At 72.2% G+C, this 19,253-nt stretch carries 19 protein-coding genes; 8 read left to right on the forward strand and 11 right to left on the reverse strand.

Going from position 1 to position 19,253, the window contains the following annotated elements:
• Window positions 1–104 precede the first annotated feature (104 nt).
• The gene (locus VGX25_RS10640) at window positions 105–1,568 is read right to left on the reverse strand and encodes a PLP-dependent aminotransferase family protein (RefSeq protein ID WP_326917481.1); all 1,464 of its coding nucleotides are present in this window, start codon (window positions 1,566–1,568) and stop codon (window positions 105–107) included.
• Window positions 1,569–1,629: 61 nt separating this feature from the next.
• On the opposite strand from VGX25_RS10640, the gene VGX25_RS10645 reads away from it, so the two are divergent.
• Entirely contained in the window at window positions 1,630–2,253 is a 624-nt protein-coding gene (locus tag VGX25_RS10645) for a hypothetical protein (protein WP_326917482.1), read from the forward strand.
• A 5-nt stretch (window positions 2,254–2,258) separates the two neighbouring features.
• Complete coding sequence (locus VGX25_RS10650; protein ID WP_326917483.1) at window positions 2,259–2,675, forward strand: DUF5655 domain-containing protein; 417 nt, start codon at window positions 2,259–2,261, stop codon at window positions 2,673–2,675.
• A 41-nt stretch (window positions 2,676–2,716) separates the two neighbouring features.
• Here the strand turns inward: VGX25_RS10650 and VGX25_RS10655 are convergent, their stop codons facing one another.
• The 3 genes from VGX25_RS10655 to VGX25_RS10665 all read right to left on the reverse strand — a co-directional run bounded on the left by VGX25_RS10655 (window position 2,717) and on the right by VGX25_RS10665 (window position 4,971).
• Window positions 2,717–3,769, reverse strand: a complete 1,053-nt coding sequence (locus VGX25_RS10655; protein WP_326917484.1) for a hypothetical protein — start codon at window positions 3,767–3,769, stop codon at window positions 2,717–2,719.
• The gene (locus VGX25_RS10660; RefSeq protein ID WP_326917485.1) at window positions 3,766–4,266 is read right to left on the reverse strand and encodes a SigE family RNA polymerase sigma factor; all 501 of its coding nucleotides are present in this window, start codon (window positions 4,264–4,266) and stop codon (window positions 3,766–3,768) included. The genes VGX25_RS10655 and VGX25_RS10660 overlap by 4 nt, the downstream gene beginning before the upstream one ends.
• Window positions 4,267–4,338: 72 nt before the next feature.
• Window positions 4,339–4,971 (reverse strand): acetyltransferase, encoded by a 633-nt coding sequence (locus VGX25_RS10665; protein WP_326917486.1) that lies wholly within the window; start codon window positions 4,969–4,971, stop codon window positions 4,339–4,341.
• A 67-nt stretch (window positions 4,972–5,038) separates the two neighbouring features.
• On the opposite strand from VGX25_RS10665, the gene VGX25_RS10670 reads away from it, so the two are divergent.
• Complete coding sequence (locus tag VGX25_RS10670) at window positions 5,039–5,875, forward strand: hypothetical protein (RefSeq protein ID WP_326917487.1); 837 nt, start codon at window positions 5,039–5,041, stop codon at window positions 5,873–5,875.
• Here the strand turns inward: VGX25_RS10670 and VGX25_RS10675 are convergent.
• Together VGX25_RS10675 and VGX25_RS10680 are read right to left on the reverse strand one after the other, a co-directional pair.
• The gene (locus tag VGX25_RS10675; RefSeq protein WP_326917488.1) at window positions 5,836–7,032 is read right to left on the reverse strand and encodes a glycosyltransferase family 4 protein; all 1,197 of its coding nucleotides are present in this window, start codon (window positions 7,030–7,032) and stop codon (window positions 5,836–5,838) included. The two genes, VGX25_RS10670 and VGX25_RS10675, sit on opposite strands and share 40 nt — an antisense overlap.
• Window positions 7,022–8,338: a nucleotide sugar dehydrogenase gene (locus tag VGX25_RS10680; protein WP_326917489.1), complete on the reverse strand. Its 1,317-nt coding sequence runs from the start codon at window positions 8,336–8,338 to the stop codon at window positions 7,022–7,024. Before VGX25_RS10680 ends, VGX25_RS10675 begins: the two co-directional genes overlap by 11 nt.
• Before the next feature lie 37 nt (window positions 8,339–8,375).
• Here VGX25_RS10680 and VGX25_RS10685 point away from each other — a divergent pair, with 37 nt between their 5' ends.
• The 3 genes from VGX25_RS10685 to VGX25_RS10695 all read left to right on the forward strand — a co-directional run bounded on the left by VGX25_RS10685 (window position 8,376) and on the right by VGX25_RS10695 (window position 13,479).
• The gene (locus VGX25_RS10685; protein ID WP_326917490.1) at window positions 8,376–10,535 is read left to right on the forward strand and encodes a glycosyltransferase; all 2,160 of its coding nucleotides are present in this window, start codon (window positions 8,376–8,378) and stop codon (window positions 10,533–10,535) included.
• A complete protein-coding gene (asnB, locus tag VGX25_RS10690; RefSeq protein ID WP_326917491.1) occupies window positions 10,535–12,376 on the forward strand; it encodes an asparagine synthase (glutamine-hydrolyzing) in 1,842 nt (613 codons plus the stop codon). Before VGX25_RS10685 ends, asnB begins: the two co-directional genes overlap by 1 nt.
• A gap of 668 nt (window positions 12,377–13,044) precedes the next feature.
• A complete protein-coding gene (locus tag VGX25_RS10695; RefSeq protein WP_326917492.1) occupies window positions 13,045–13,479 on the forward strand; it encodes a papain-like cysteine protease family protein in 435 nt (144 codons plus the stop codon).
• 578 nt (window positions 13,480–14,057) lie between these two features.
• Here the strand turns inward: VGX25_RS10695 and VGX25_RS10700 are convergent.
• The 3 genes from VGX25_RS10700 to VGX25_RS10710 form a co-directional block, all read right to left on the reverse strand.
• Entirely contained in the window at window positions 14,058–14,213 is a 156-nt protein-coding gene (locus VGX25_RS10700; protein WP_326917493.1) for a hypothetical protein, read from the reverse strand.
• A gap of 100 nt (window positions 14,214–14,313) precedes the next feature.
• Entirely contained in the window at window positions 14,314–14,568 is a 255-nt protein-coding gene (locus tag VGX25_RS10705; protein WP_326917494.1) for a hypothetical protein, read from the reverse strand.
• A 93-nt stretch (window positions 14,569–14,661) separates the two neighbouring features.
• Entirely contained in the window at window positions 14,662–15,627 is a 966-nt protein-coding gene (locus VGX25_RS10710) for a hypothetical protein (protein WP_326917495.1), read from the reverse strand.
• A 149-nt stretch (window positions 15,628–15,776) separates the two neighbouring features.
• On the opposite strand from VGX25_RS10710, the gene VGX25_RS10715 reads away from it, so the two are divergent.
• Together VGX25_RS10715 and VGX25_RS10720 are read left to right on the forward strand one after the other, a co-directional pair.
• Complete coding sequence (locus VGX25_RS10715; RefSeq protein WP_326917496.1) at window positions 15,777–16,688, forward strand: NAD-dependent epimerase/dehydratase family protein; 912 nt, start codon at window positions 15,777–15,779, stop codon at window positions 16,686–16,688.
• Window positions 16,685–17,233 carry a dTDP-4-dehydrorhamnose 3,5-epimerase family protein gene (locus tag VGX25_RS10720; RefSeq protein WP_326917497.1) on the forward strand — a complete coding sequence of 183 codons (549 nt, stop codon included), beginning with the start codon at window positions 16,685–16,687 and terminating at the stop codon, window positions 17,231–17,233. Before VGX25_RS10715 ends, VGX25_RS10720 begins: the two co-directional genes overlap by 4 nt.
• On the opposite strand, the gene VGX25_RS10725 is transcribed toward VGX25_RS10720, so the two are convergent.
• Entirely contained in the window at window positions 17,172–18,506 is a 1,335-nt protein-coding gene (locus VGX25_RS10725; protein WP_326917498.1) for an O-antigen ligase family protein, read from the reverse strand. The genes VGX25_RS10720 and VGX25_RS10725 overlap by 62 nt on opposite strands.
• 7 nt (window positions 18,507–18,513) lie before the next feature.
• Window positions 18,514–19,218, reverse strand: a complete 705-nt coding sequence (locus VGX25_RS10730; protein ID WP_326917499.1) for a hypothetical protein — start codon at window positions 19,216–19,218, stop codon at window positions 18,514–18,516.
• Between the last annotated feature and the right edge of the window lie 35 nt (window positions 19,219–19,253).

Genomic DNA, 19,253 nt, shown 5'->3' on the forward strand with positions numbered 1-19,253 from the left:
CCCCCGCGCCCCCGGGGCTCCTTTTCGACGGTGCGCCGGAAGGCCGATCGGACTAGGCCATCCGGGCGCACTGCGTCCACAGGAGAGATCGTCGGTACGGATGATTATGTAACAGGACCGGTGAGGGCATTTCCGACCAGCGGGACATCCCGGTCGAGCACGGACGCCGCCGCGTTCGACAGCCGCCGCACCCCGTCGACCAGCACCTCCGGCGGCTGTGTGTACGGCAGCCGCAGCCAGCGCTCCAGCCCGGCATGGGCCGCGAACCGGGGGCCGGGCACTACCCACACGCCGAAGTTCTGCGCGGTGACCGCGATGCGGGTGCCCACCGGGGCGGGCAGCCGGCACCACAGGCTCAGCCCGCCGCCCGGCACCCGGAACGTCCACTCCGGACAGTGCGTGCGCATCGCGTCCACCAGGACGTCGCGCCGCCCGGCCAGGTCGGCGCGCCGCTCACGCATGGCGTCGGCCGGGCCGGCCAGCAGCTCGGCCAGGACCAGCTGCTCGAACACCGGTGAGCCGAGGTCGATGCTGCGCCGCGCCACGGCCAGCCGGGTGATGACCTCCGCAGGCGCGCGCACCCAGCCCAGCCGCAGCCCGCCCCAGTGCGACTTGCTCGCCGAGCCGGCCGCGATCACCCACTCCGGCGTGAACGCGGCCAGTGGCGGCGGTCCGTCGGCCGGATCGCCGTCGAGGTCGAGCTCGACGTGGGTCTCGTCGACGACGGCGGGCGTGCGGGTCCGGCGCAGCGCCGCGGCCAGCCGGGCGCGCCCCTCGGCGTCGAGCCGCAGCCCGGTCGGGTTGTGGAAGTCGACGATGAGAAACGCCAGCCGGGGCGCGGCCTGGCGCAGCGCGGCCTCGATGCCGTCGAGGTCCCAGCCGTCGTCGGTCATGGCCACCGGCACCGGCAGCGCGTTCGCCGCGCGGATCGCGTCGATCGAGTTGGGGTAGGTCGGCTGCTCGATCAGCACCCGGTCGCCGGGCCCGGCCAGCATCCGCAGCGCGATGGCCAGCACGTTGTGCGAGCCGTTGGTGATCAGCACCTCGGCAGCGGTGGTGGGCAGGCCGCGCTCGGTGAACCGGGCCGCGATGCGCTCGCGCAGCACCGGCAGCCCGAGCTCGTAGTAGCCGTGGTGGGCCAGCTCGGCGGCCAGCCGGGGCTGGGCGGCTTCGACGGCGGCCGCGATCCCGGGCAGCGCGCCGGGGACGGCCCTGGCAAGGTCGATCAGGTCTCCGGCGTCGAACGGATCGCGGGTGGGCGCGCTCGCCGCGCCGGCGGGCAGCGTCGTCCACGACCCCGCGCCGCGCCGGCTGACCACCAGGCCCTCCGCGCGCAGCTGCTCCCAGGCCGAGGCCACCATCGTCCGGCTGACCGCGAGAGCGGCGGCGACCTCACGCTCGGCCGGCAGCCCGGTGCCGGGCGGCAGCCGCCCGTCGAGCACCAGCATCCGGATGCCGGCGGCCAGGTCGGCCGAGCCGCGGCGGGAGCCGTGCCGCCGCCAGGCGCCCAGCAGCCGAGCCAATCTGTGGCCGGTTATCTGTCCACCCGATGAGACACGTGGCTGCATGAGACCAATTATCGCAATGTGGCCGTTGTCAACGTAGCCAGAAGGCACGGAGGATGGCGCCATGGCCCGTGTCGATCTTCAGCCCGTCCCGGTCTCGGTGCACCCCGCCCGGCGGCTCCCGCAGCTGCTCGCCGGCCTGCTGCTCTACGGCGCCAGCATGGCCCTGATGATCCGCTCGGCGCTGGGCCTCGACCCGTGGGACGTCCTGCACGACGCGCTGGCCAAGCTCACCGGGCTGACCTTCGGCACGATCACCGCGATCATCGGGGCGCTGGTGCTGCTGTGCTGGCTGCCGCTGCGCCAGCGGCCGGGCGTGGGCACCGTGGCCAACATCGCCCTGATCGCGGTCGCGGTGGACGTCGCGCTCGCGGTGCTGCCCACCCCGGGCCCGCCGGCCGTGCGGATCGCCTTCCTGGTCGCCGGGGTGGCGCTCAACGGCCTGGCCACAGCGGCGTACATCGGCGCGCGGCTGGGCCCCGGGCCGCGGGACGGCCTGATGACCGGGCTGCACGCCCGCACCCGGGTGTCCATCCGGCTGATCCGGACGATCATCGAGCTGACCGTGCTCGGCACCGGCTGGCTGCTCGGCGGCACGGTCGGCGTCGGCACCGTGGTGTACGCGCTGGCGATCGGCCCGCTCACCCAGGCCTTCCTGCCCCTGGTCACCTGGCGCCGGCGAGAATAGGCCCCGTGCCGGGTTGGACGTGTCCCCAGTGCGAGCGCCGGTTCGGGCGCCGCAACCAGTCGCACGAGTGCGCGCCGGCCATGTCGCTCGAGGAGTACTTCGCCACCGGGCCGGAGCGGGAGCGGCCGATCTTCGAGGCCGTGCTCGAGCACCTCCAGTCGGTCGGGCCGGTGCACGTGGAGCCGGTGTCGGTCGGCATCTTTCTCAAGCGGGCACGGACCGTCGCCGAGCTGCGCCCGATGACCAAATGGGTCGCCCTGGGCTTCCCACTGTCCACTGTGGTCGACGATCCCCGGATCGCCAGGCGCGTCAAGATATCCGGCAACCGCACGTGGTACGTGGTCAACCTGCGCGAACCGGCCGATGTGGACGATCAGGTGCGCTCCTGGCTGACCGAGGCCTACCTGTCGTCCCCGGCGTAGCCGCGGGGTGTGCCGCACCCCGAACCGGCACACCCCGCGAGTCACCCGGTCCAGCGCACCCCCTGGGCGACCTTGATCATCTCCGCCACCGGCACCAGCCCGTCCGGCCGCGCCATCGTGAACGCCTCGCCGTCCAGGAGGGCGTCGACCACGAGCACGCCGCCGTTGACGCCGTCGACCACCAACCGGGTCCGGCTACCGGGGTACAGATACGCGGGCCGACCCTGGATGTCGGCGATGCGGTCGGCGCCGGCGGCCACCGGCATCCCCGCCGATCGCGGGTCGCGCCGGTGGAACGAGATCCGCAGCCCCGGTCCCAGATCGGCCGGGCGGCGGTGGTCGACGATGCGGCCCTCGGTCAGGTACTCCTTCGGCGCCTTGGGTTGCAGCGAGCCGGCCGCACACACGATGTCGCCTTCCCCGTCCGGGAGTTGAGCGCTGGTGGCCAGGCCGATGATCCGCTGGCCGGCCGGCAGGTACGTGGGCGCGAAGTCGATCCGCTGCGGCCGGCCCGTCGTCTCGCGGATCCCCGCGGCGATCCGCAGCGCGTCCTCGCGCAGCCCCGGCTGGTTGCTCCGCTCGTACGAATAGCGGAGCAGCTCGAGCTCGGCCCAGCGGCCGGACGGGAGCCGGAAAACGATCATCGTCCGGACATCCCGGGAGACCTCCCGCCCCGGCCGGCCGTTGATCTCGGTTCGCTGCCAGCCCGGCTCGTCGAGGTTGCGCGTCCGGTCCACGTTGTCCACGAAGACGCGCAGGCCGATGCCAGCGCTGTCGCCGTAGTAGACGTCCTCGCCGGCAACCGTGCTGCGCACGCCGTGGTTGACCAGGCCGCTCGGTACCCAGGTGAGCTCGATCGTGCCCGGCCAGTCGCCGACCGGGATCACCCTTGCGCCCGGCTGAGGTCCGGCGGGCCACGTCGCGACGCTGGCGACCACCGTCACGGCGACGATCACGAGCACCGTGGCCAGTCCGGCGTTCCGCCGCCGGCGCCGGCGGCGCTCGATTCCGCGGCGCACGCCGCGCAGCACCTCGGCCGGGTCGGGCGCGGCCTGCAGCGACTCCTCCAGTGCCGCAGCGAGTTGTGCTCTCATCGGATCTCCCCGGTCGGGACGGCGGTCAGCTCCGTGCGCAGCACGGCGAGGGCCCGGGACCGGTAGGTGCGGACGCTGCCGGGTGAGCAGCCGAGCAGCTCGGCGATCTCGGGATCCGCGAGTCCCTCGAAGAAGCCAAGCACGAGCACGGCCCGCTGCTTGGCCGGCAGCGTGGCCAGCTGCTGGTTGAGGGCGGAGCGCTGCACGGTGCCCTCGGCGTGGTCGACAACCGCGCCGGGCGTCAGCGCGACCGCCCACCTGGTCAGCGCGGCGGCGCGGCGGGCCCGGCGGCGGCGCCAGGACAGGTACTCGGTGGTGACCATGCGCCTGACGTAGTGCTCGGGGCGGTCCATCGCGCCGATGCGCCGCCACCGCGCGTGCGCCCGGACCAGGGCGTCCTGCACGACGTCGTGCGCCAGGTCGCGCTCCCCGGCGAGCACGGCGGCGTAGCGGACGAGGGCCGGCAGATGCGCCCCCACGAACTGCTCGAAGTCCACGTCCCGCCCACCTTCTCGCCGCGATCCGCTCCAAGAAACGTCACGGGGAGCGCGATTCGCAACAAGGTGGGGTCAGCCGAGCTTTCTGGCCGGCACGCCGACCCAGGTCTCGCCGGCCGGAACGTCCTTGAGCACCACCGATCCCATGCCCACCACCGCCCGCGGACCGATCGAGACGCCCTCGCGCACAAGGGCTCCCTGACCGAGGTAGGCGCTCTCGCCGACCCGCACGCCGCCGCCGAGGGACACGTGCCCGGCGAACGTCGCGCCGTCGGCCACCTCGTCGTCGTGGGTGATCAGCACGTGCGGCATGGCCACGACGAACCCGCCGAGCCGCAGCGGCGTCGTGATCACCACCCCGGCCAGCAGCACGGTTCCCGGACCCAGCGCGGCACCGTCCGGTACGGACGCGGCCGGGTGCACGATCGTGGCCCACCGCTCCTCAGGCAGGGCAAGGCGTTCGACGATCCGCATCCTGTTGTCGGGGTGCTGCGGGCTCGCCACGCACAGCGCGATCGCGGCATCCGGGTACTCGTCGACGAGGTCGGCGCCGCCGAGCACGGGCACGCCGTCGAGATCGGCGCCGTGCAACTCGGGATCGTCGTCGACCGCCCCGACCGGTTTCCATTCGTCCACCTGGCGGACGGTCGCCAGCACCTCGCGGGCCAACCCGCCGGCACCGAACAGCAGCAGGGGTCGTGACACGTATTTGTCCTATCACATGGGGTGATCACACGCTTGACGGCAGCCCCACGATGGCAGACTTGGCCCGGTGCCGAGGGTGGAGGTGGCCGAGCAGCCGGGGGTCGGGCTGGACGGGTCGGCCCGACCGAGCGAGGACGTCGTGGTAGTCCGGCCGGACGCCGTGATCGTGCTGGACGGCGCGACGAGCCTGCGGACCGACCTGCCCAGCGGCGGGTGGTACGCGTCCCGGCTCGCCGCGGCGATCGCCGAGCGGCTCGAGGAGCCGCACCCGGCCGACCCGGCCGACGTGCTTGCCGCGGCGATCCGGGCGGTGAGCGCGGAGAACGGCTTCGTCGCGGGGCATTCGCCGTCGAGCACGGTCGCGCTGCTGCGCTGGACCGAGACGGCGGTGGACGCGCTGGTGCTCGGGGACAGCCCGGTGATCGCGTTCGGCCCCGGCGGGCCGACCGTGCTGGCCGACGACCGGCTGGCGGCGGTGCCGCGGCGGGGCGGCGGGGGCTACCGGACCCGGCTGCGTTCCGGGGCCGGCTACGGGCCCGACCACGTCGCCGCCCTGCGTGAGTCCGGGGCGGCGATGGACCGCCTGCGCAACCGGGAGGGCGGGTTCTGGGTCGCCGAGGCGGATCCGGCCGCGGCCTACCGGGCGCGCCGGGCCCGCTGGCCGCGCGCCGAGGTGCACGCCGTGCTGATGGCCACCGACGGGGTGTCCTGCGGCGTCGACGACTACCAGATCTTCCCGGACTGGCAAGCGGTTCTGGACCTGGCCCGCCGGCACGGGCCGCGGGCGGTGCTCGACCGGGTGCGGGCGGCCGAGCGCTCCGATCCGGACGGTAGCCGGTGGCCGCGGCCGAAGCCGCACGACGATCAGGTGTTGGTGCTGGTCGAGGACATGGCCTTGGCGTAGGCGGCCAGCAGCGCTTCGGTGGAGTGGGCCCAGGACAGCGGGCCGGCGACCCGGGCGCGGCCGATCTCACCCATCCTGGCCCGCTCCGCGGGATCGTCGAGCAGGTGCGCGATCAGCTTGGCGAACTGGGACTCGTCGTCGGCCGGGGCGTAGACGGCGGCCTCGCCCGCGGACACCCTGGCCTCCTTGAGATCGAACGACACGATCGGCCGGGCCATCGCCATGTACTCCATGATCTTGTTCATGGTGGACACGTCGTTGAGCGGGTTCAGCGGATCGGGCGCCAGGCAGACGTCCGCTGTGGACAGATAGCGGAGCAGGTCGGAGTCCGGGATCCGGCCGGTGAACGTCACCCGGTCGGCAAGGCCGAGCTCGCCGGCAAGCGCGACCATCGCGTCGAAGGTGTCCCCGCCGCCGACGAACGCCGCGTGCCAGTCGGTGCGGCCGAGCTCGTCGCGCAGCTTGGCCAGCGCCCGCAGCGCGTAGTCGACCCCGTCCTGCGGGCCCATCACGCCCAGGTAGCACAGCAGGTGCGGCTTGCCGTTCTTGATCGTCTCGTCCGCCGGCACCTGCCGGAACCGCTGCACGGCCGGCGCGCTGCGCACCACGAACACCTCGTCGGGCCGCTTGCCGCCGCGCCGCAGCGCGACCTCCCGGTAGCTTTCGTTGGTGGCGATGACCACGTCGGCGGCGCGGTAGGTGGCCCGCTCCAGCCGGCACACCGCGCGGTAGAGGAAGTCCTCGCCGCGGTCGAACCGGGACAGGTACAGCTCGGGCACCAGGTCGTGCTGGTCGAACACGAACCGGGCGCCGTTCCGCTTGAGCCGCTTGGCAACCAGGTAGAACAGGTCCGGCGGGTTGCACGCGTGCACGACGTCGACGCGGCCAATCTTCCTGGCCAGCCGCCAGGTGTGCCACAGCGCCGAGCCGTACTCCTTGACGTAGCCGCGCGGCCCGCCGGTGGCCGCCGCCAGCGGGTACCGGTGGATCCTGACCCCGTCGATCTCGGCGTACGCCTCCGTGTCCCGCTTCGTCCCCTGTGGACAGATGACGTGCACCTCCCAGCCGGCGTCGCGCAGCGCCGTGCTCTCCTGCCACACCCGCCGGTCGAACGGGACGGACAGGTTCTCGACCAGGATGAGCGCTCTACCAGCCAAGGCCCACGTATCCAGGATCGGCCCGGCGCTCCTCGGCGCCGGGAATGCGGACGAGGTCTATGATCGTAAGGTCCGAAGTGGACTCGAGAGCTTCGAGGACGTCCGGGTCCTTGCCGCCGACGATGCACACCTCGGCGTGCTCGATCACCTCCTCGACCGAGCCGCAGAGCAGGTCGCCGAGGTGCGGCAGACGGGCCTCGATGTACTCCCGGTTCGCCCCCATCAGCCGGGACAGCGTCACGTTCGCGTCGTAGATCCGCAGGTCGTAACCCTTGCCGAGGAGCCGCTCGGCCAGCTCGACCAGCGGGCTCTCCCGCAGGTCGTCTGTGCCCGGCTTGAACGACAGCCCGAACAGCCCGACCCGCCGCTTTCCCGTGGCCGCAACGAGGTCGAACGTCCGGCGCAGATGCTCCTCATTGGACGGCAGGACGTGCTCGAGGATCGGCACCGAGACGTCGGCGCGCCGGGCGGCGTACACCAGCCCGCGCAGGTCCTTCGGCAGGCACGACCCGCCGAACGCGAAGCCCGGCCGCAGGTACGCCGGGCTGATGTTGAGCTTGCGGTCGGCCAGGAAGATGTCCATCACCCGGTGCGAGTCCAGCCCGAGCGCGTGGCTGATCGCGCCGATCTCGTTGGCGAACCCGATCTTCAGGGCGTGGAAGGAGTTGTCCGCGTACTTGGTCATCTCGGCGACCGGGATCGGCACCCGGAACACCTCACCGGGCAGGCCCGCGTACAGCGCGGCCACCGCGTCGCCGCTGGCCGGGTCCAGCTCGCCGATGACGGTCTTCGGCGGGTCGAAGAAGTCCCGCACGCTGGTGCCCTCACGCAGGAACTCCGGGTTCACCGCCACCCCGAAGTCGACGCCGGCGGTCTTGCCGGACGCCTTCTCCAGGATCGGCACCAGCAGGTCGAGGCAGGTGCCGGGGAGCATCGTGCTGCGGAACACGACCGTGTGCCGGTGGCCGTGCTCGGCAAGCGCGGCGCCGATCTGCTCGGCCACCCGCTCCAGGTACGCGGTGGACAGGCTGCCGTTGGGCGCCGACGGGGTGCCCACGCAGATCAGCGACACCTCGGTGGCGCCGATCGCCTCGGCGACGTCGGTGGTCGCGCGCAGGGCGCCGGTGCGGACCACGTCGGCGGTGAGCTCGCCGATCCGCTCCTCGACGACGGGCGCCTGGCCGCGGGTGATCAGGTCGATCTTCACCGGGTTGACGTCCACCCCGATGACCTCGTTGCCGCGCGCGGCAAGGCAGGCCGCGGACACGCAGCCGACGTAGCCCAGGCCGAAGACGCTGATTTTCATCACGAGGGGAGTCGGCTCACGGCCACCGATCGTTACCGTGACGACCTTCGGTAACGGGCCCGGCCGCGTGCTCGACATACGGGTCGTGCCGGACGCTCCCCAACGCCCGCTGGCCGTGGTTGTCGTGACCTACAACAGCGCGCCGGTCATCGACGACTGTCTCGCCGCGCTGCCCGAAGCCGGGGATGCCCGGGTGATCGTCGTCGACAACGCGTCGACCGACGACACCCTCGCGCGGGTGGCGGCCACCGCACCGGGTGCGACGATCGTGCGCCGGCCGGACAACGGCGGCTTCGCGGCCGGCGTCAACGCCGGCATCACCGCGGTCCCCGGCTGCGACGTGCTGATCCTCAACGCCGACGTGCGGCTGACCTCCGGGTCGATCGACACGCTGCGCGCCGCGGCCCGGACGAGCGGCGCCGGGATCGTGGTGCCCCAACTGGTCGGACCCGACGGCGAGCTGCATCACTCGCTGCACCGGGAGCCCACCGTGGGGCGGACGCTGGCCGAGGCGCTGATCGGCGGCGCCCGGGCGTCCCGGATCGGCAACCTCGGCGAGACGATCGGAGATCCGCGCGCCTACGCGCTACCGCGGTTCGTGGCCTGGGCGTCCGGCGCCGCCTGGCTGGTCACCCGGGAGTGCATCGACGCCGTCGGGCTGCTGGACGAGCGGTACTTCCTCTACTCGGAGGAGACCGAGTACATGCTGCGCGCGGCCGACGCGGGCTTCCGGGTGCTCTACGAGCCGTGGTCGGTCGCCGTGCACCTCGGCGGGGAGTCCCAGACCTCCGCCCGGCTGTGGGCACTGCTCGTGGCCAACCGGGTCCGGCTGCACCGCGAGCGCCACGGGCGGCTGGCCGCCGCGGGGATGTGGCTCGCGGTGGCGGGCAACGAGGCGCTGCGGGCCCCGCTGCGGCCGCGGCACCGGGCGGCGCTGCGCGGGCTGCTCACGATGCGCCGCTGGCCGAAGCCGCCGGGGGCCGCGCCGAGCTACGTGTGCTTCGCGGCGCAGGACTGGTGGTACCACAACCGGGCGCACTCGGACTTCCAGCTGATCCGGCGGGTTGCCAAGCACCGCAAGGTGTTGCTGGTCAACAGCATCGGGATGCGCATGCCGCTGCCGGGGCGCAGCACCCAGTCCGCCCGCCGGATCCTGCGCAAGCTGCGCAGCATCGCGATGCTGGTGCGCCGGCCCGAGCCGGGCCTGTTCGTGATGTCCCCGGTGCCGTTTCCCTTCTACAGCAAGCCGTGGCAGCGCCGGCTGAACGCCGGCCTGGTCCGGACCCAGGTGCGGGTCGTGAGTCGGGCGCTCGGGATCGGCAACCCGGTGGTGGTCGTGACGATCCCCACGGCGTGGGACGTGGTCCGCCCGATGCGCAAGCGGAGCCTGGTGTTCAACCGGTCGGACCTGCACTCGGCGTTCCCGGAGTCGGACACGGCGGCCATCCGGTCGCTCGAGCGCTCCCTACTGTCGCATTCGGACCATGTGCTCTACGTCAGCCACGCGCTGCAGGCCGACGAGCGGGAGCTGGCCGGCGCGCGCGGGCACTTCCTCGACCACGGCGTGGATCTCGAGCACTTCCAGCGGGTGAGCCGGCTGCCGGACGACCTCGCCGCGATCCCCGGGCCGCGGATCGGCTTCTTCGGCAGCCTCGACGACTACCTGGTGGACTTCGACCTGCTCGAGCGGGTGGCCAGCGAGCTGCCCGACGCGTCGCTGGTGCTGATCGGAGACGCGACCTGCTCGATGGAGCGGTTCGACAAGTACCCCAACGTGTTCCTGCTCGGCTTCCGGCCGTACGAGCGGATCCCGGCCTACGGCTCGGGGTTCGACGTGGCGCTGATGCCGTGGCTGGACAACGAGTGGATCAAGTACGCCAACCCGATCAAGCTCAAGGAGTACCTCGCGCTCGGCCTTCCCGTGGTGAGCACCGAGTTCCGTGAGGCGGCCGGCTACCGCGACGTGATCCGGGTGGCCGGCTCGCACGCGGAGTTCGTCGAGCTGATCCGGGACACCCTGGCCGGCGGCGCACCCGGAACCCCGGAGTCCAGAAGGGACTCGGTGCGGTCGGCGTCCTGGGAGTCGCGCGCCGCCGAGCTGATGTCGTTGGCCGAGTCGCCGTCCCCTCGCAGGCTCGGTGACGGCGAAGTGTTGGATGCGTCGCTCCGCAAGCTCCGCTCCGAAGGCGGTTCCTGATGTGCGGGATAGCGGGCGTCCGGCGGCTCGACGGGCAGCCGGTCGACGTCGAACTGTTGGCCGCGATGGCGAAGCGGCTGACCCACCGCGGGCCGGACGACATGGGCTTCTGGTCCGACGGCCCGGTCGGCCTCGCGCACACCCGACTGTCCATCATCGACCTCGGCTCGTCCACCCAACCCATGGCCGGCGCCGGGGACCGGGCGCACCTGGTGTTCAACGGCGAGATCCTCAACTACCGCGCGCTGCGCGCCGAGCTGACGTACCCGTTCCGCACCGCCGGCGACACCGAGGTGCTGCTCGCTCTGTACGAAAAGGACGGTCCGGCCGGAGTTTCCCGGCTGCGCGGCCAGTTCGCCTACGCCATCCACGACTCGAACTCCGGCGAGACGCACCTGTGGCGCGACCGGCTCGGCATCCTGCCGCTGTACTACTACCTCGACGACCACGTGTTCGCGTTCGCCTCGGAGATCAAGGCGCTGCTGCCGGTCCTGCCGAGCGTGCGGGTCGACGAGGAGAGCCTGCACGGCTACCTGGCGCACCGCTCGGTTCCGGCCCCGCACACGATGATCGACGGCGTCCGCAAGCTGCCGCAGGGCCATCACCTCGTGCTCGACGCGGCCGGGCGGCCGCGGATCCGGCCGTACTGGGAGCTGCCGGTCGACGGGCCGCGTGCGCCGGTGCCCGCCGAGGAGGCGGTGCGCCTGGTCGGCGACGCCCTCGACGAGGCCGTGCGCGAGGCGCTGGTGGCCGACGTGCCGGTCGGGGCGTACCTTTCCGGCGGGGTGGACAGCAGCCTCATCTGCGCGCTGGTCGCCAAGGCCCGGGAGGGCGCCGGCCTGCGCACGTACTCCGCCGGCTTCGGCGACCCGCGGATGGACGAGCTGCCGTGGGCGCGCAAGGTCGCCGGGATCGTCGGCAGCGAGCACCACGACGTCGCGGTCACCGCGGAGGACTTCCGCGACACCTTGGCCACGCTGAGCTGGCACCGCGACGCGCCGCTGTCCGAACCGGCCGACGTCGCCGTGTTCCGCCTCGCCGAGCTGGCCCGCCGCGACGTCAAGGTGGTGCTGTCCGGCGAGGGCAGCGACGAGCTGTTCGGCGGCTACCCCAAGCACCGCTTCGCCCGCGCCACCCGCCTCGCCGGCCTGCTCCCCGCCGCCCCGCGCCGCGCCCTGCTGGCCAGCCTGGAACGCGCCTTGCCCGCCCGCGCCGCCCGGCTGGGCATCGCCCTGCGCGCGCTCGCCGAACCCGACTACCCCGAACGCGTGCGCGCCTGGTTCGCGCCCTTCACCCGCTCCGAGCGCCTCGGGCTCGTCGGTCGGGAGCCGGTCCGCGACACGCTCACCCCCTACCGCCGCGGCCAGGGCGATGCCCTGCGCCGCATGCTCTACGCCGACGCGCACACCTGGCTCGCCGACAACCTCCTCGAGCGCGGCGACCGCATGTCCATGGCGGCGTCCCTCGAGCTGCGCCCCCCATTCCTCGACCACCGCCTCGTCGAGCTCGCCTTCCGCCTGCCCAGCTCCGTCAAGGTCCGCCACGGCGTCACCAAATGGGTGGTCAAAGAGGTGGCCCGCCGCCACCTCCCCGACGACGTCGTCGACCGCGCCAAGTCCGGCTTCAAAGTCCCCCTCGACGCCTGGTTCCGCGGCGGCCTCCGCGACATGGCCCGGGACCTGCTGACCGGCCCTTCCTCCTTCGTCGCCGCCCGCCTCGACCCCGCAGCCGTCCGCCGCCTCCTCACCGAACACGAATCCGGCGACCGCAACGAGCAACCCCGCATCTGGACCCTCCTCTCCCTCGAGGTCTGGCACCGCGAACTCAAGTCCCGCACCTGACGGGGTCGGGTGACCGAGACGAGAATGGTGCTCTGTGGCAACGAATGCCGTCCCGGTCGGGAAGGGGCCGGCCGGAGTTCGGCAAGGTCCACCCGCTGCGGCGCCGCCGGGCCGCACCGACCAGGGCGTGCGGTGGGTGATCAAAAACTTTCGTGACGACTGGCCGGGCTGGCCGCAGGGCGTGGCCGACACCGAACCACCGGTTCGTCTGCCCTGCGCGCACCGGTCCATCCGGGTCTGCCCCACCTTGCGCACGGGTCATGGCGCCGTCCGCGTCGGACAGTCCACAATCGCTGGTGTCCATGGTGCTCGCTATCAGCTGGGGCAACCGCTGCCTATCGCCGTGCATGACGCCGTCGTCGCCTTCGACGACCCTGCCATCGGGTGGACCCGCGCCTCGCAACTGATCCGAGAGCTGCGCGACTGCACCGTCCTGCGCGCCCTGCCGGAACGCCAGGACCGGCTCCGCCAACGGGACCGACCCGGCGTTCCGAACGGAGTCGGGGACGGCGGCCAGGCCAACTCCGCGGGAGCGGACCTAGGCCGCGACCGACGCTGTGGCTGCCCTTCCGGGCGATCGGCGCCGCCCCGGTGGCGGCGCCGCGGGCGGTCGCCGGGCCGCGGCCGGGCGTGCGAAAACTGTGGGCAGCATCCGAGGGGAGACAACAATGCCTAGTCACTTCGTTGCCCATGTTCCGCAGAGCCAGCAGATGTCGTGCTGGGCCGCCGCGTCCGCCATGCTGCTCGGCTGGCGGGACAGCGTGTGTTACACCGACGAGCTCATTCTCGAGCGGTACCCGCAGTTCGGCACGGACGGCCAGGATGAGGCCGAGTGCCGGGTGATGGTGAAGGATCTCGGCATGATCGAGCACCCCGAGGTGTGCCGGACCCCGGACGCGTGGTGGCAGGTGCTCGAGGCGGGGCCGATCATGGTGGCCATTCCCGGGCACTGGATCGTCGTGTCGGCGATCGAAGGCGACTACGAGAACGGCTTCCAGATGTACGTGCTGGACCCCGCCGCCGGCGAGGGTTGGTACACCTACGAACAGATCGAGCAAGCCTACGAACTCGAAACGCTCGCCTGCGACATGCTCCAGCTCTAACAACCACCAACGGAAACAATGCCACATTGCTTCCCGCTCCATCGCCGGAACGCCGGGACCAGCTCCGCCAACGGAGCCGACCCGGCGTTTTCGAACGGAGCCGGGGACGACACCCAAGCCCACCCGGCCCCTGCCGCCCGCGAGCACGTCACGCGAGCCGGCTCGAGCATTGTTCACCGGCTGCCACCCCGGAACCACGTCACATCGCACTCCCTCCCAGGGCAGCACTGCCACGTTGCTTCCCCCGCCCGGTGCCGGAACGCCGGAACCAGCTCTACTCACGGAACCGACCCGGCGTTTCGAACGGAGCCCGGGACGGCACCCAAGCCCGCCCCGCGAAAAGCACACCCTGGCCCCAACCGCCCGCGAGCACAACATGCGAGGCCGCTCGGGCCAATGTTCACCGACTGCCGTCCCGGAGCCACGTCACATCGCACTCCCTCCCAGGGAGCACTGCCACGGTGCTTCCCATCCCGTTGCCGGAACGCCGGAACCAGCTCTACTCACGGAACCGACCCGGCGTTTAGAACCGAGCCGGGGACGGCACCCAAGCCCACCCTGCGAAGGCGCGCCCCGGCTCAGCGGCGGCCTAGGACGGTCCACTTGAGACCGGCGCGCCGGACGACGTCGGGGTCCAGCAGGTGGCGGGAGTCAACGATGATGGGTTGGTGGGTGAGGCCGGCCATGCGGGGCCATTCGAGCATGCGGAACTCGGGCCACTCGGTGATGACCACCAACGCGTGGGCGTCTTCGGCGGCGAGGTAGGGGGTCGTCGACGAGGGTGAGGAAGTCGGGACCGGAGGGCGGGGTCGTAGCCGGTCGGTACCGCGCCGGCTAGGTGGAGCATGGCGGCGACGGCGAGGGCCGGGGAGTCGCGGGTGTCGTCGGTACGGACTTGGAGGTGAGGCCCCCCGGCCACCAACTCGTCGAGCCCCGTTCGAGGATGTCGACCTCGCCGGCATTCAACCGCTTGATCTTGTCGGGGTCGACGTCGGTGCACACCACGTGGTGGCCGGGGGAGGCCAGGCACGCCCCGGTGGTGAGTCCGACGTAGCCGGTCCCGATCACCGCGATGCGCCGCACGAGCACGAGGCCAGCGTGACCGACGACCGGGCCACGGGGAAGCGGCCGGCCGTGATCGTCCATACGGGACGGTAAAGTCCTGTTTGCACCAGCCAGTGCCTAGTCGTGGACCTGCGGCGGAGGGATCGGCTGCCCGGTGTCGGCCCACACGTTGCCAACGTTTCGGCTGATCGTCGACTGCGTGGACAGCAGGATCGGGCATTCGAAGGCCGAGTGCGGGCCGAACCGGTTGTTGACGATCTGCAGCCCGGTCAGCGGGCCGTTGAGCGACTTGTGGTCGAAGTTGAGGATGCAGCCGCCGCCGTCGAGCAGGTTGTTGTCCACGATCGTGTCGCGCGCCGAGGACTGCAGGGCGGCGTTGGCGTCCTTGGTGCCGGACAGGTCGATCGTGTTGTGCCGCAACGTGATCCCGGACTCGCCGGCGAAGGACTGGACGCCGTCGTTGTGCGTCGGGCCGCCGCCCTGGTTGGGATCGGAGGCGAACCAGGCCATGTCGTGGATGTAGGAGTCCTGGATCAGGGTGCCGCTGTTGGCCTTCACGCCGTCGACGGAGCCGTGGATGTTGGCGCGCAGGATCGTGGTGCTTCTGGTCGTCAGGCCGTCGATGGTGGCCGCCGGGTGCGACGGCACGAACTCGGAGTCCTCGACCACAGTCTTGGTGCCTCGCTCGGTGTCCAGCAGCGGCGCGTTACCGCTGGCGACCCGGCCGCGGAAGACGCAGTTGCGGAACGTCACGTTGCGCGCGGTGACCCGGACAAAGCCGCGGAAGTCCTTGCCCTCGATGACCTGACCGTCCGTGGCGAAGGTCTGGTCGCCGGTCACCACGGTCAGCTTCGTGCCCGGGATGACGCCGGTGGTGGCCGCGGTGGGGAAGCCGGTCGGCGACGTGCGCGCGGGCCGGGTGGCCGGCGGCTTCGTCGTGGGCGTGGTGGTGGTGACCGGCGGGGTGGTGGTCGTGGTCGTCGTGGTGGAGGTCGTGGTCGGTGCCGTGGTCGAGCCGATCGGCATGGCGACCGGGCGCCCGGCCACCGCCCCGCAGCCGGACAGCACGAGCCCAAGGAGCAACAGAAGAACCGATAAGCGCAAAGGGCATTCCTGTCGGTCGACGGGCCAATTTTGTGCGTGTCGTGCTTACTCCCGTGATCTGATCGTTGTCATCAGTAGTGAGCAGCATCACACTGAAACGCCCGGCCGGTCCGGCGAGATGAAGGGGTGTGGCATCTCCCCGACACTGGCGCGAGCTGCGGGCGCTGGTGACCGGCGCGACCGGGTTCATCGGCGCGCACCTGACCTCCCGATTGATCAACCTCGGCGCGGACGTGCACGCGGTGAGCCGGCGGCCGGACAACCGAGCCGGGCCGACCTGGCACGTGGCCGATCTGGCCGAGGCCGCGGCGACCGCCGAGCTGATCCGATCGACAGCGCCGGACGTGGTGTTCCACCTGGCCAGCGCCGTCACCGGGGCCCGGGACCCCAAGCTCGTCCGGCCGGTGCTGGACGCCAACCTGACCGCCGCGGTCAACCTGCTCACCGCCGCCGTGGACAGTCCGGGCATCCGGCTGGTGCTGGCCGGTTCGGTGGAGGAGACGCGCGGGGCCGAGGCGACGCCGCCCTCGCCGTACGCCGCCGCCAAGTCGGCCGCGACCGGGTACGCGCGGATGTACCACCGGCTGTGGGACGTGGCGGTGACCGTGCTGCGGGTGGCCATGGTCTACGGGCCGGCCCAGCCGGACACCGCGAAGCTGATCCCGTACGCCACGCTTTCCTTGCTGCGCGGGCAGGATCCCGAGCTGTCCAGCGGCACCCGGCTGGTCGACTGGGTCTACGTCGACGACGTGGTGGACGCGTTCCTCGCGGCGGCCGACACCGACAAGGCCGCCGGGCAGGTGCTCGACATCGGCTCGGGCGCCCAGGTGTCCATTCGTGACACCGTGGAGCTGCTTGCCCGGATCGTCGGCGGCGGCGGGCAGCCGCGGTTCGGCGCGATCTCCGACCGCCCGCTTGACCACGCGCAGGTGGCCGACCCACGCCCGGCCGCCGCGGTGCTCGGCTGGCGGCCGACGACCAGCCTCGAGGAGGGCCTGCGGCGCACGGTCGCGTGGTACGCCGGGACGATGAGCCCATGAGAGTGGAGCGGACCGACCTCGACGGGGTGCTGCTGTTCCTCCCCACGCCGAGCCGGGACGCGCGCGGCCTGTTCACCCGGACCTTCGACGCGACCGCCGCCCGCGCCGCCGGCCTCGACCCCGACGCCTTCGTGCAGGACAGCCAGTCCCGCTCGCGCAAGGGCACGATCCGCGGGCTGCACGGCCGGTCCGGCCGGGGCGAGGCGAAGCTGGTGCGGTGCGCCCGCGGCGCCGTGCACGACGTGCTGGTCGACGCCCGCCCGTCCTCGCCGACGTTCGGCAAGCACATCGCGATCCGGCTGGATGACGAGCGCTTCGCGCAGCTGTACGTCCCGCCAGGGCTGCTGCACGGGTTCCAGGCGCTGACCGAGCCCGCGGACGTGTGCTACCGGATCGACCGGGAGCACGACCCGAGCGAGGACATCGCGGTCCGGTACGACGATCCCGATCTCGGCATCGCCTGGCCGCTGCCGGTGAGCGTGATCAGCGAGCGGGACTCCGCGGCCGGCTCGTGGGCGGCGCTGCGGCACGCTCTGCCGCGGTGATCCGCAGCAGCGCGCCGGCCGCCCCGATCAGCAGGAACGACAACCCCTCCGCGGTCTTGAAGGCGACCAGGTCGAACGTGGCACTCCCCAGCAGCGGGACGACCAGGCTGGCCGCGATGGTCAGGCCGAGGTCGCGCCGGCTGCGGTCGTCGGACAGGTAGCGGAACCGGATCGCGGCGTAGATGCCGCAGGCGAACACCGCGACGAACGCGGCCATGCCGATCACGCCGCCCTCGACCATGGTCAGGATGTACTGGTTGTCGAACACCTGGTGCTTCGGCGCGTACCAGGTGCCGTACCCGCGGCCGAACCACAGGTGCCGCAGGATCTCCGTCGTGGCCGCGGGGTAGTCCCAGGTCCGCCACTTCACGCTGTCGTCGGTGCCGGCGTTGGCGAACAGGTTGATCATGTTGGTGATCAGCCCGGGCACCGCCAGCTTCATCAGCACCAGGAACCCGGCGGCGATCAGCAGCGCCCGCACCCGCCGCCGGGCCGGCCAGCCGATCAGCAGCACGATGGCGACGCCGCCGATGCCGACCATCGCCGACCGGGAGGCGGAGAACATCAGGCCGGTGGCGATCAGCCCGGCGCACACCCACCACCGCAGCGCGGGCCGGGACCGCTCGCGCGCCTGGAACCCGTAGTGCGCGGCCAGCGGCAGGATCATGGCCAGCACGACACCGAACTCGATCGGGTGGCCCATCGTGCCACCCACCCGGCGCAGCCCGTTGCGCTCGACCTCGATCAGCGTCTCCCCGGACTCGTAGCGCAGCATCGGCAGCTTGAGGAACTGGGTCAGGTCGAGGTTGAACAGGAACTGGACGATCCCGACCGTCGCGGAGATCGCGCCGCAGACCACGACGGCCTTGAGCACGAAGTCCATCCGGTCCGCGCCGCGCACCCCGTCGCAGACGCCGAGCGCCAGGCCCACCACCGCGATCAGCAGCACGATGGCGTGATCGGCCAGGCTCAGCTCGTCGGCCGGCAGGTAGCCGAACGTCGAGTACCCGTACGTCGCCAGCAGCGCGGCCGCGTAGCAGAACAGGCCGGTGCGCACGACGTTGCGGCCCTTGGCGACCCCCAGCGTCGTGGTGAACTGCGCGCACAGCCACACGAGGCCGACCAGCATCGCGATCACGCTGGCCGGGGTGAGCGCCAGCGGGACGCCGCGCAGCACCAGCCGGGCCGGGATCACCAGCAGGGCCACCACGAACAGCACGGCCAGCGTGGCGCCGTCGGCCCGCTGCCGGGGTGGGCTGAGGAAGTCGGTCATGGCGACCTCAGCCCACACGCTCGAGCACGGCCGACCCGGCCGGCTCGTCGGGCGCCCGCCGGCGCCGGCGGCGGGCGTTCATCGCGCTTTCGAAACCGAAGGTCGCGGCCAGGCCGGCCAGGATGCCGAGGGCGCCGGCGGCCGCCCCGGCCCGGATCCGGCTTCCGCCGTGGGCCGCCGGCATCGTCGGCGGGACGACCTCGACCGCGGTGATGTAGGTGGACGCCGGCGCGTTCACCTCTTTCTGCCGGTTGGCCAGCTCGACCCGGGCGCGCTCGGCGACCTTGCCCACGATGTCCCGCGCGCCCTCCGGGGTGGCGCTGTTGCCCTGGATGAACAGGAACGGCCCGGTGATCAGCAGCTCCGGGTTGCTGCTGCCGTTGCCGACCTCGAACCAGGTGTCGCCGCCCGGCGGGACGCCCAGCTCCGCGGCGATCTCCGGGTCGCGCAGCGCCTCGATGAGGATCGCCGCCGAGGTGGACAGGCCCTTGTCGAAGTTCAGCAGCGGGTTGGTCTGGTCGCGCGGCCGGTCCGGGTCGGCCGGCTGGCTCGCCCCGGTCGCCGGCAGCGTCAGCACCAGCACCGACGTGGAGTTGTACACCTTGGGCACGGACGAGTAGACGGCCAGCGCCAGCAGGATGGACAGCAGAAACGCCGGCAGCGCCACGTACCACCGCCGGAACACCACCAGGATCGTCTGCCAGAAGTCCATACGGACTGTGCATCGCCGCGGGAACGGCACGGCGT

This window comes from Actinophytocola sp. (assembly GCF_035942955.1).
GTDB lineage: Bacteria > Actinomycetota > Actinomycetes > Mycobacteriales > Pseudonocardiaceae > DASYTH01.

What these genes read in the sequence shown, in the direction of transcription:
- VGX25_RS10640 (WP_326917481.1), bottom strand. Translation starts at nt 1,568, where the DNA reads ATGCAGCCACGTGTCTCATCGGGTGGACAGATAACCGGCCACAGATTG.
- VGX25_RS10645 (WP_326917482.1), top strand. Translation starts at nt 1,630, where the DNA reads ATGGCCCGTGTCGATCTTCAGCCCGTCCCGGTCTCGGTGCACCCCGCC.
- VGX25_RS10655 (WP_326917484.1), bottom strand. Translation starts at nt 3,769, where the DNA reads ATGAGAGCACAACTCGCTGCGGCACTGGAGGAGTCGCTGCAGGCCGCG.
- VGX25_RS10680 (WP_326917489.1), bottom strand. Translation starts at nt 8,338, where the DNA reads ATGAAAATCAGCGTCTTCGGCCTGGGCTACGTCGGCTGCGTGTCCGCG.
- asnB (WP_326917491.1), top strand. Translation starts at nt 10,535, where the DNA reads ATGTGCGGGATAGCGGGCGTCCGGCGGCTCGACGGGCAGCCGGTCGAC.
- VGX25_RS10695 (WP_326917492.1), top strand. Translation starts at nt 13,045, where the DNA reads ATGCCTAGTCACTTCGTTGCCCATGTTCCGCAGAGCCAGCAGATGTCG.
- VGX25_RS10720 (WP_326917497.1), top strand. Translation starts at nt 16,685, where the DNA reads ATGAGAGTGGAGCGGACCGACCTCGACGGGGTGCTGCTGTTCCTCCCC.
- VGX25_RS10725 (WP_326917498.1), bottom strand. Translation starts at nt 18,506, where the DNA reads ATGACCGACTTCCTCAGCCCACCCCGGCAGCGGGCCGACGGCGCCACG.
- VGX25_RS10730 (WP_326917499.1), bottom strand. Translation starts at nt 19,218, where the DNA reads ATGGACTTCTGGCAGACGATCCTGGTGGTGTTCCGGCGGTGGTACGTG.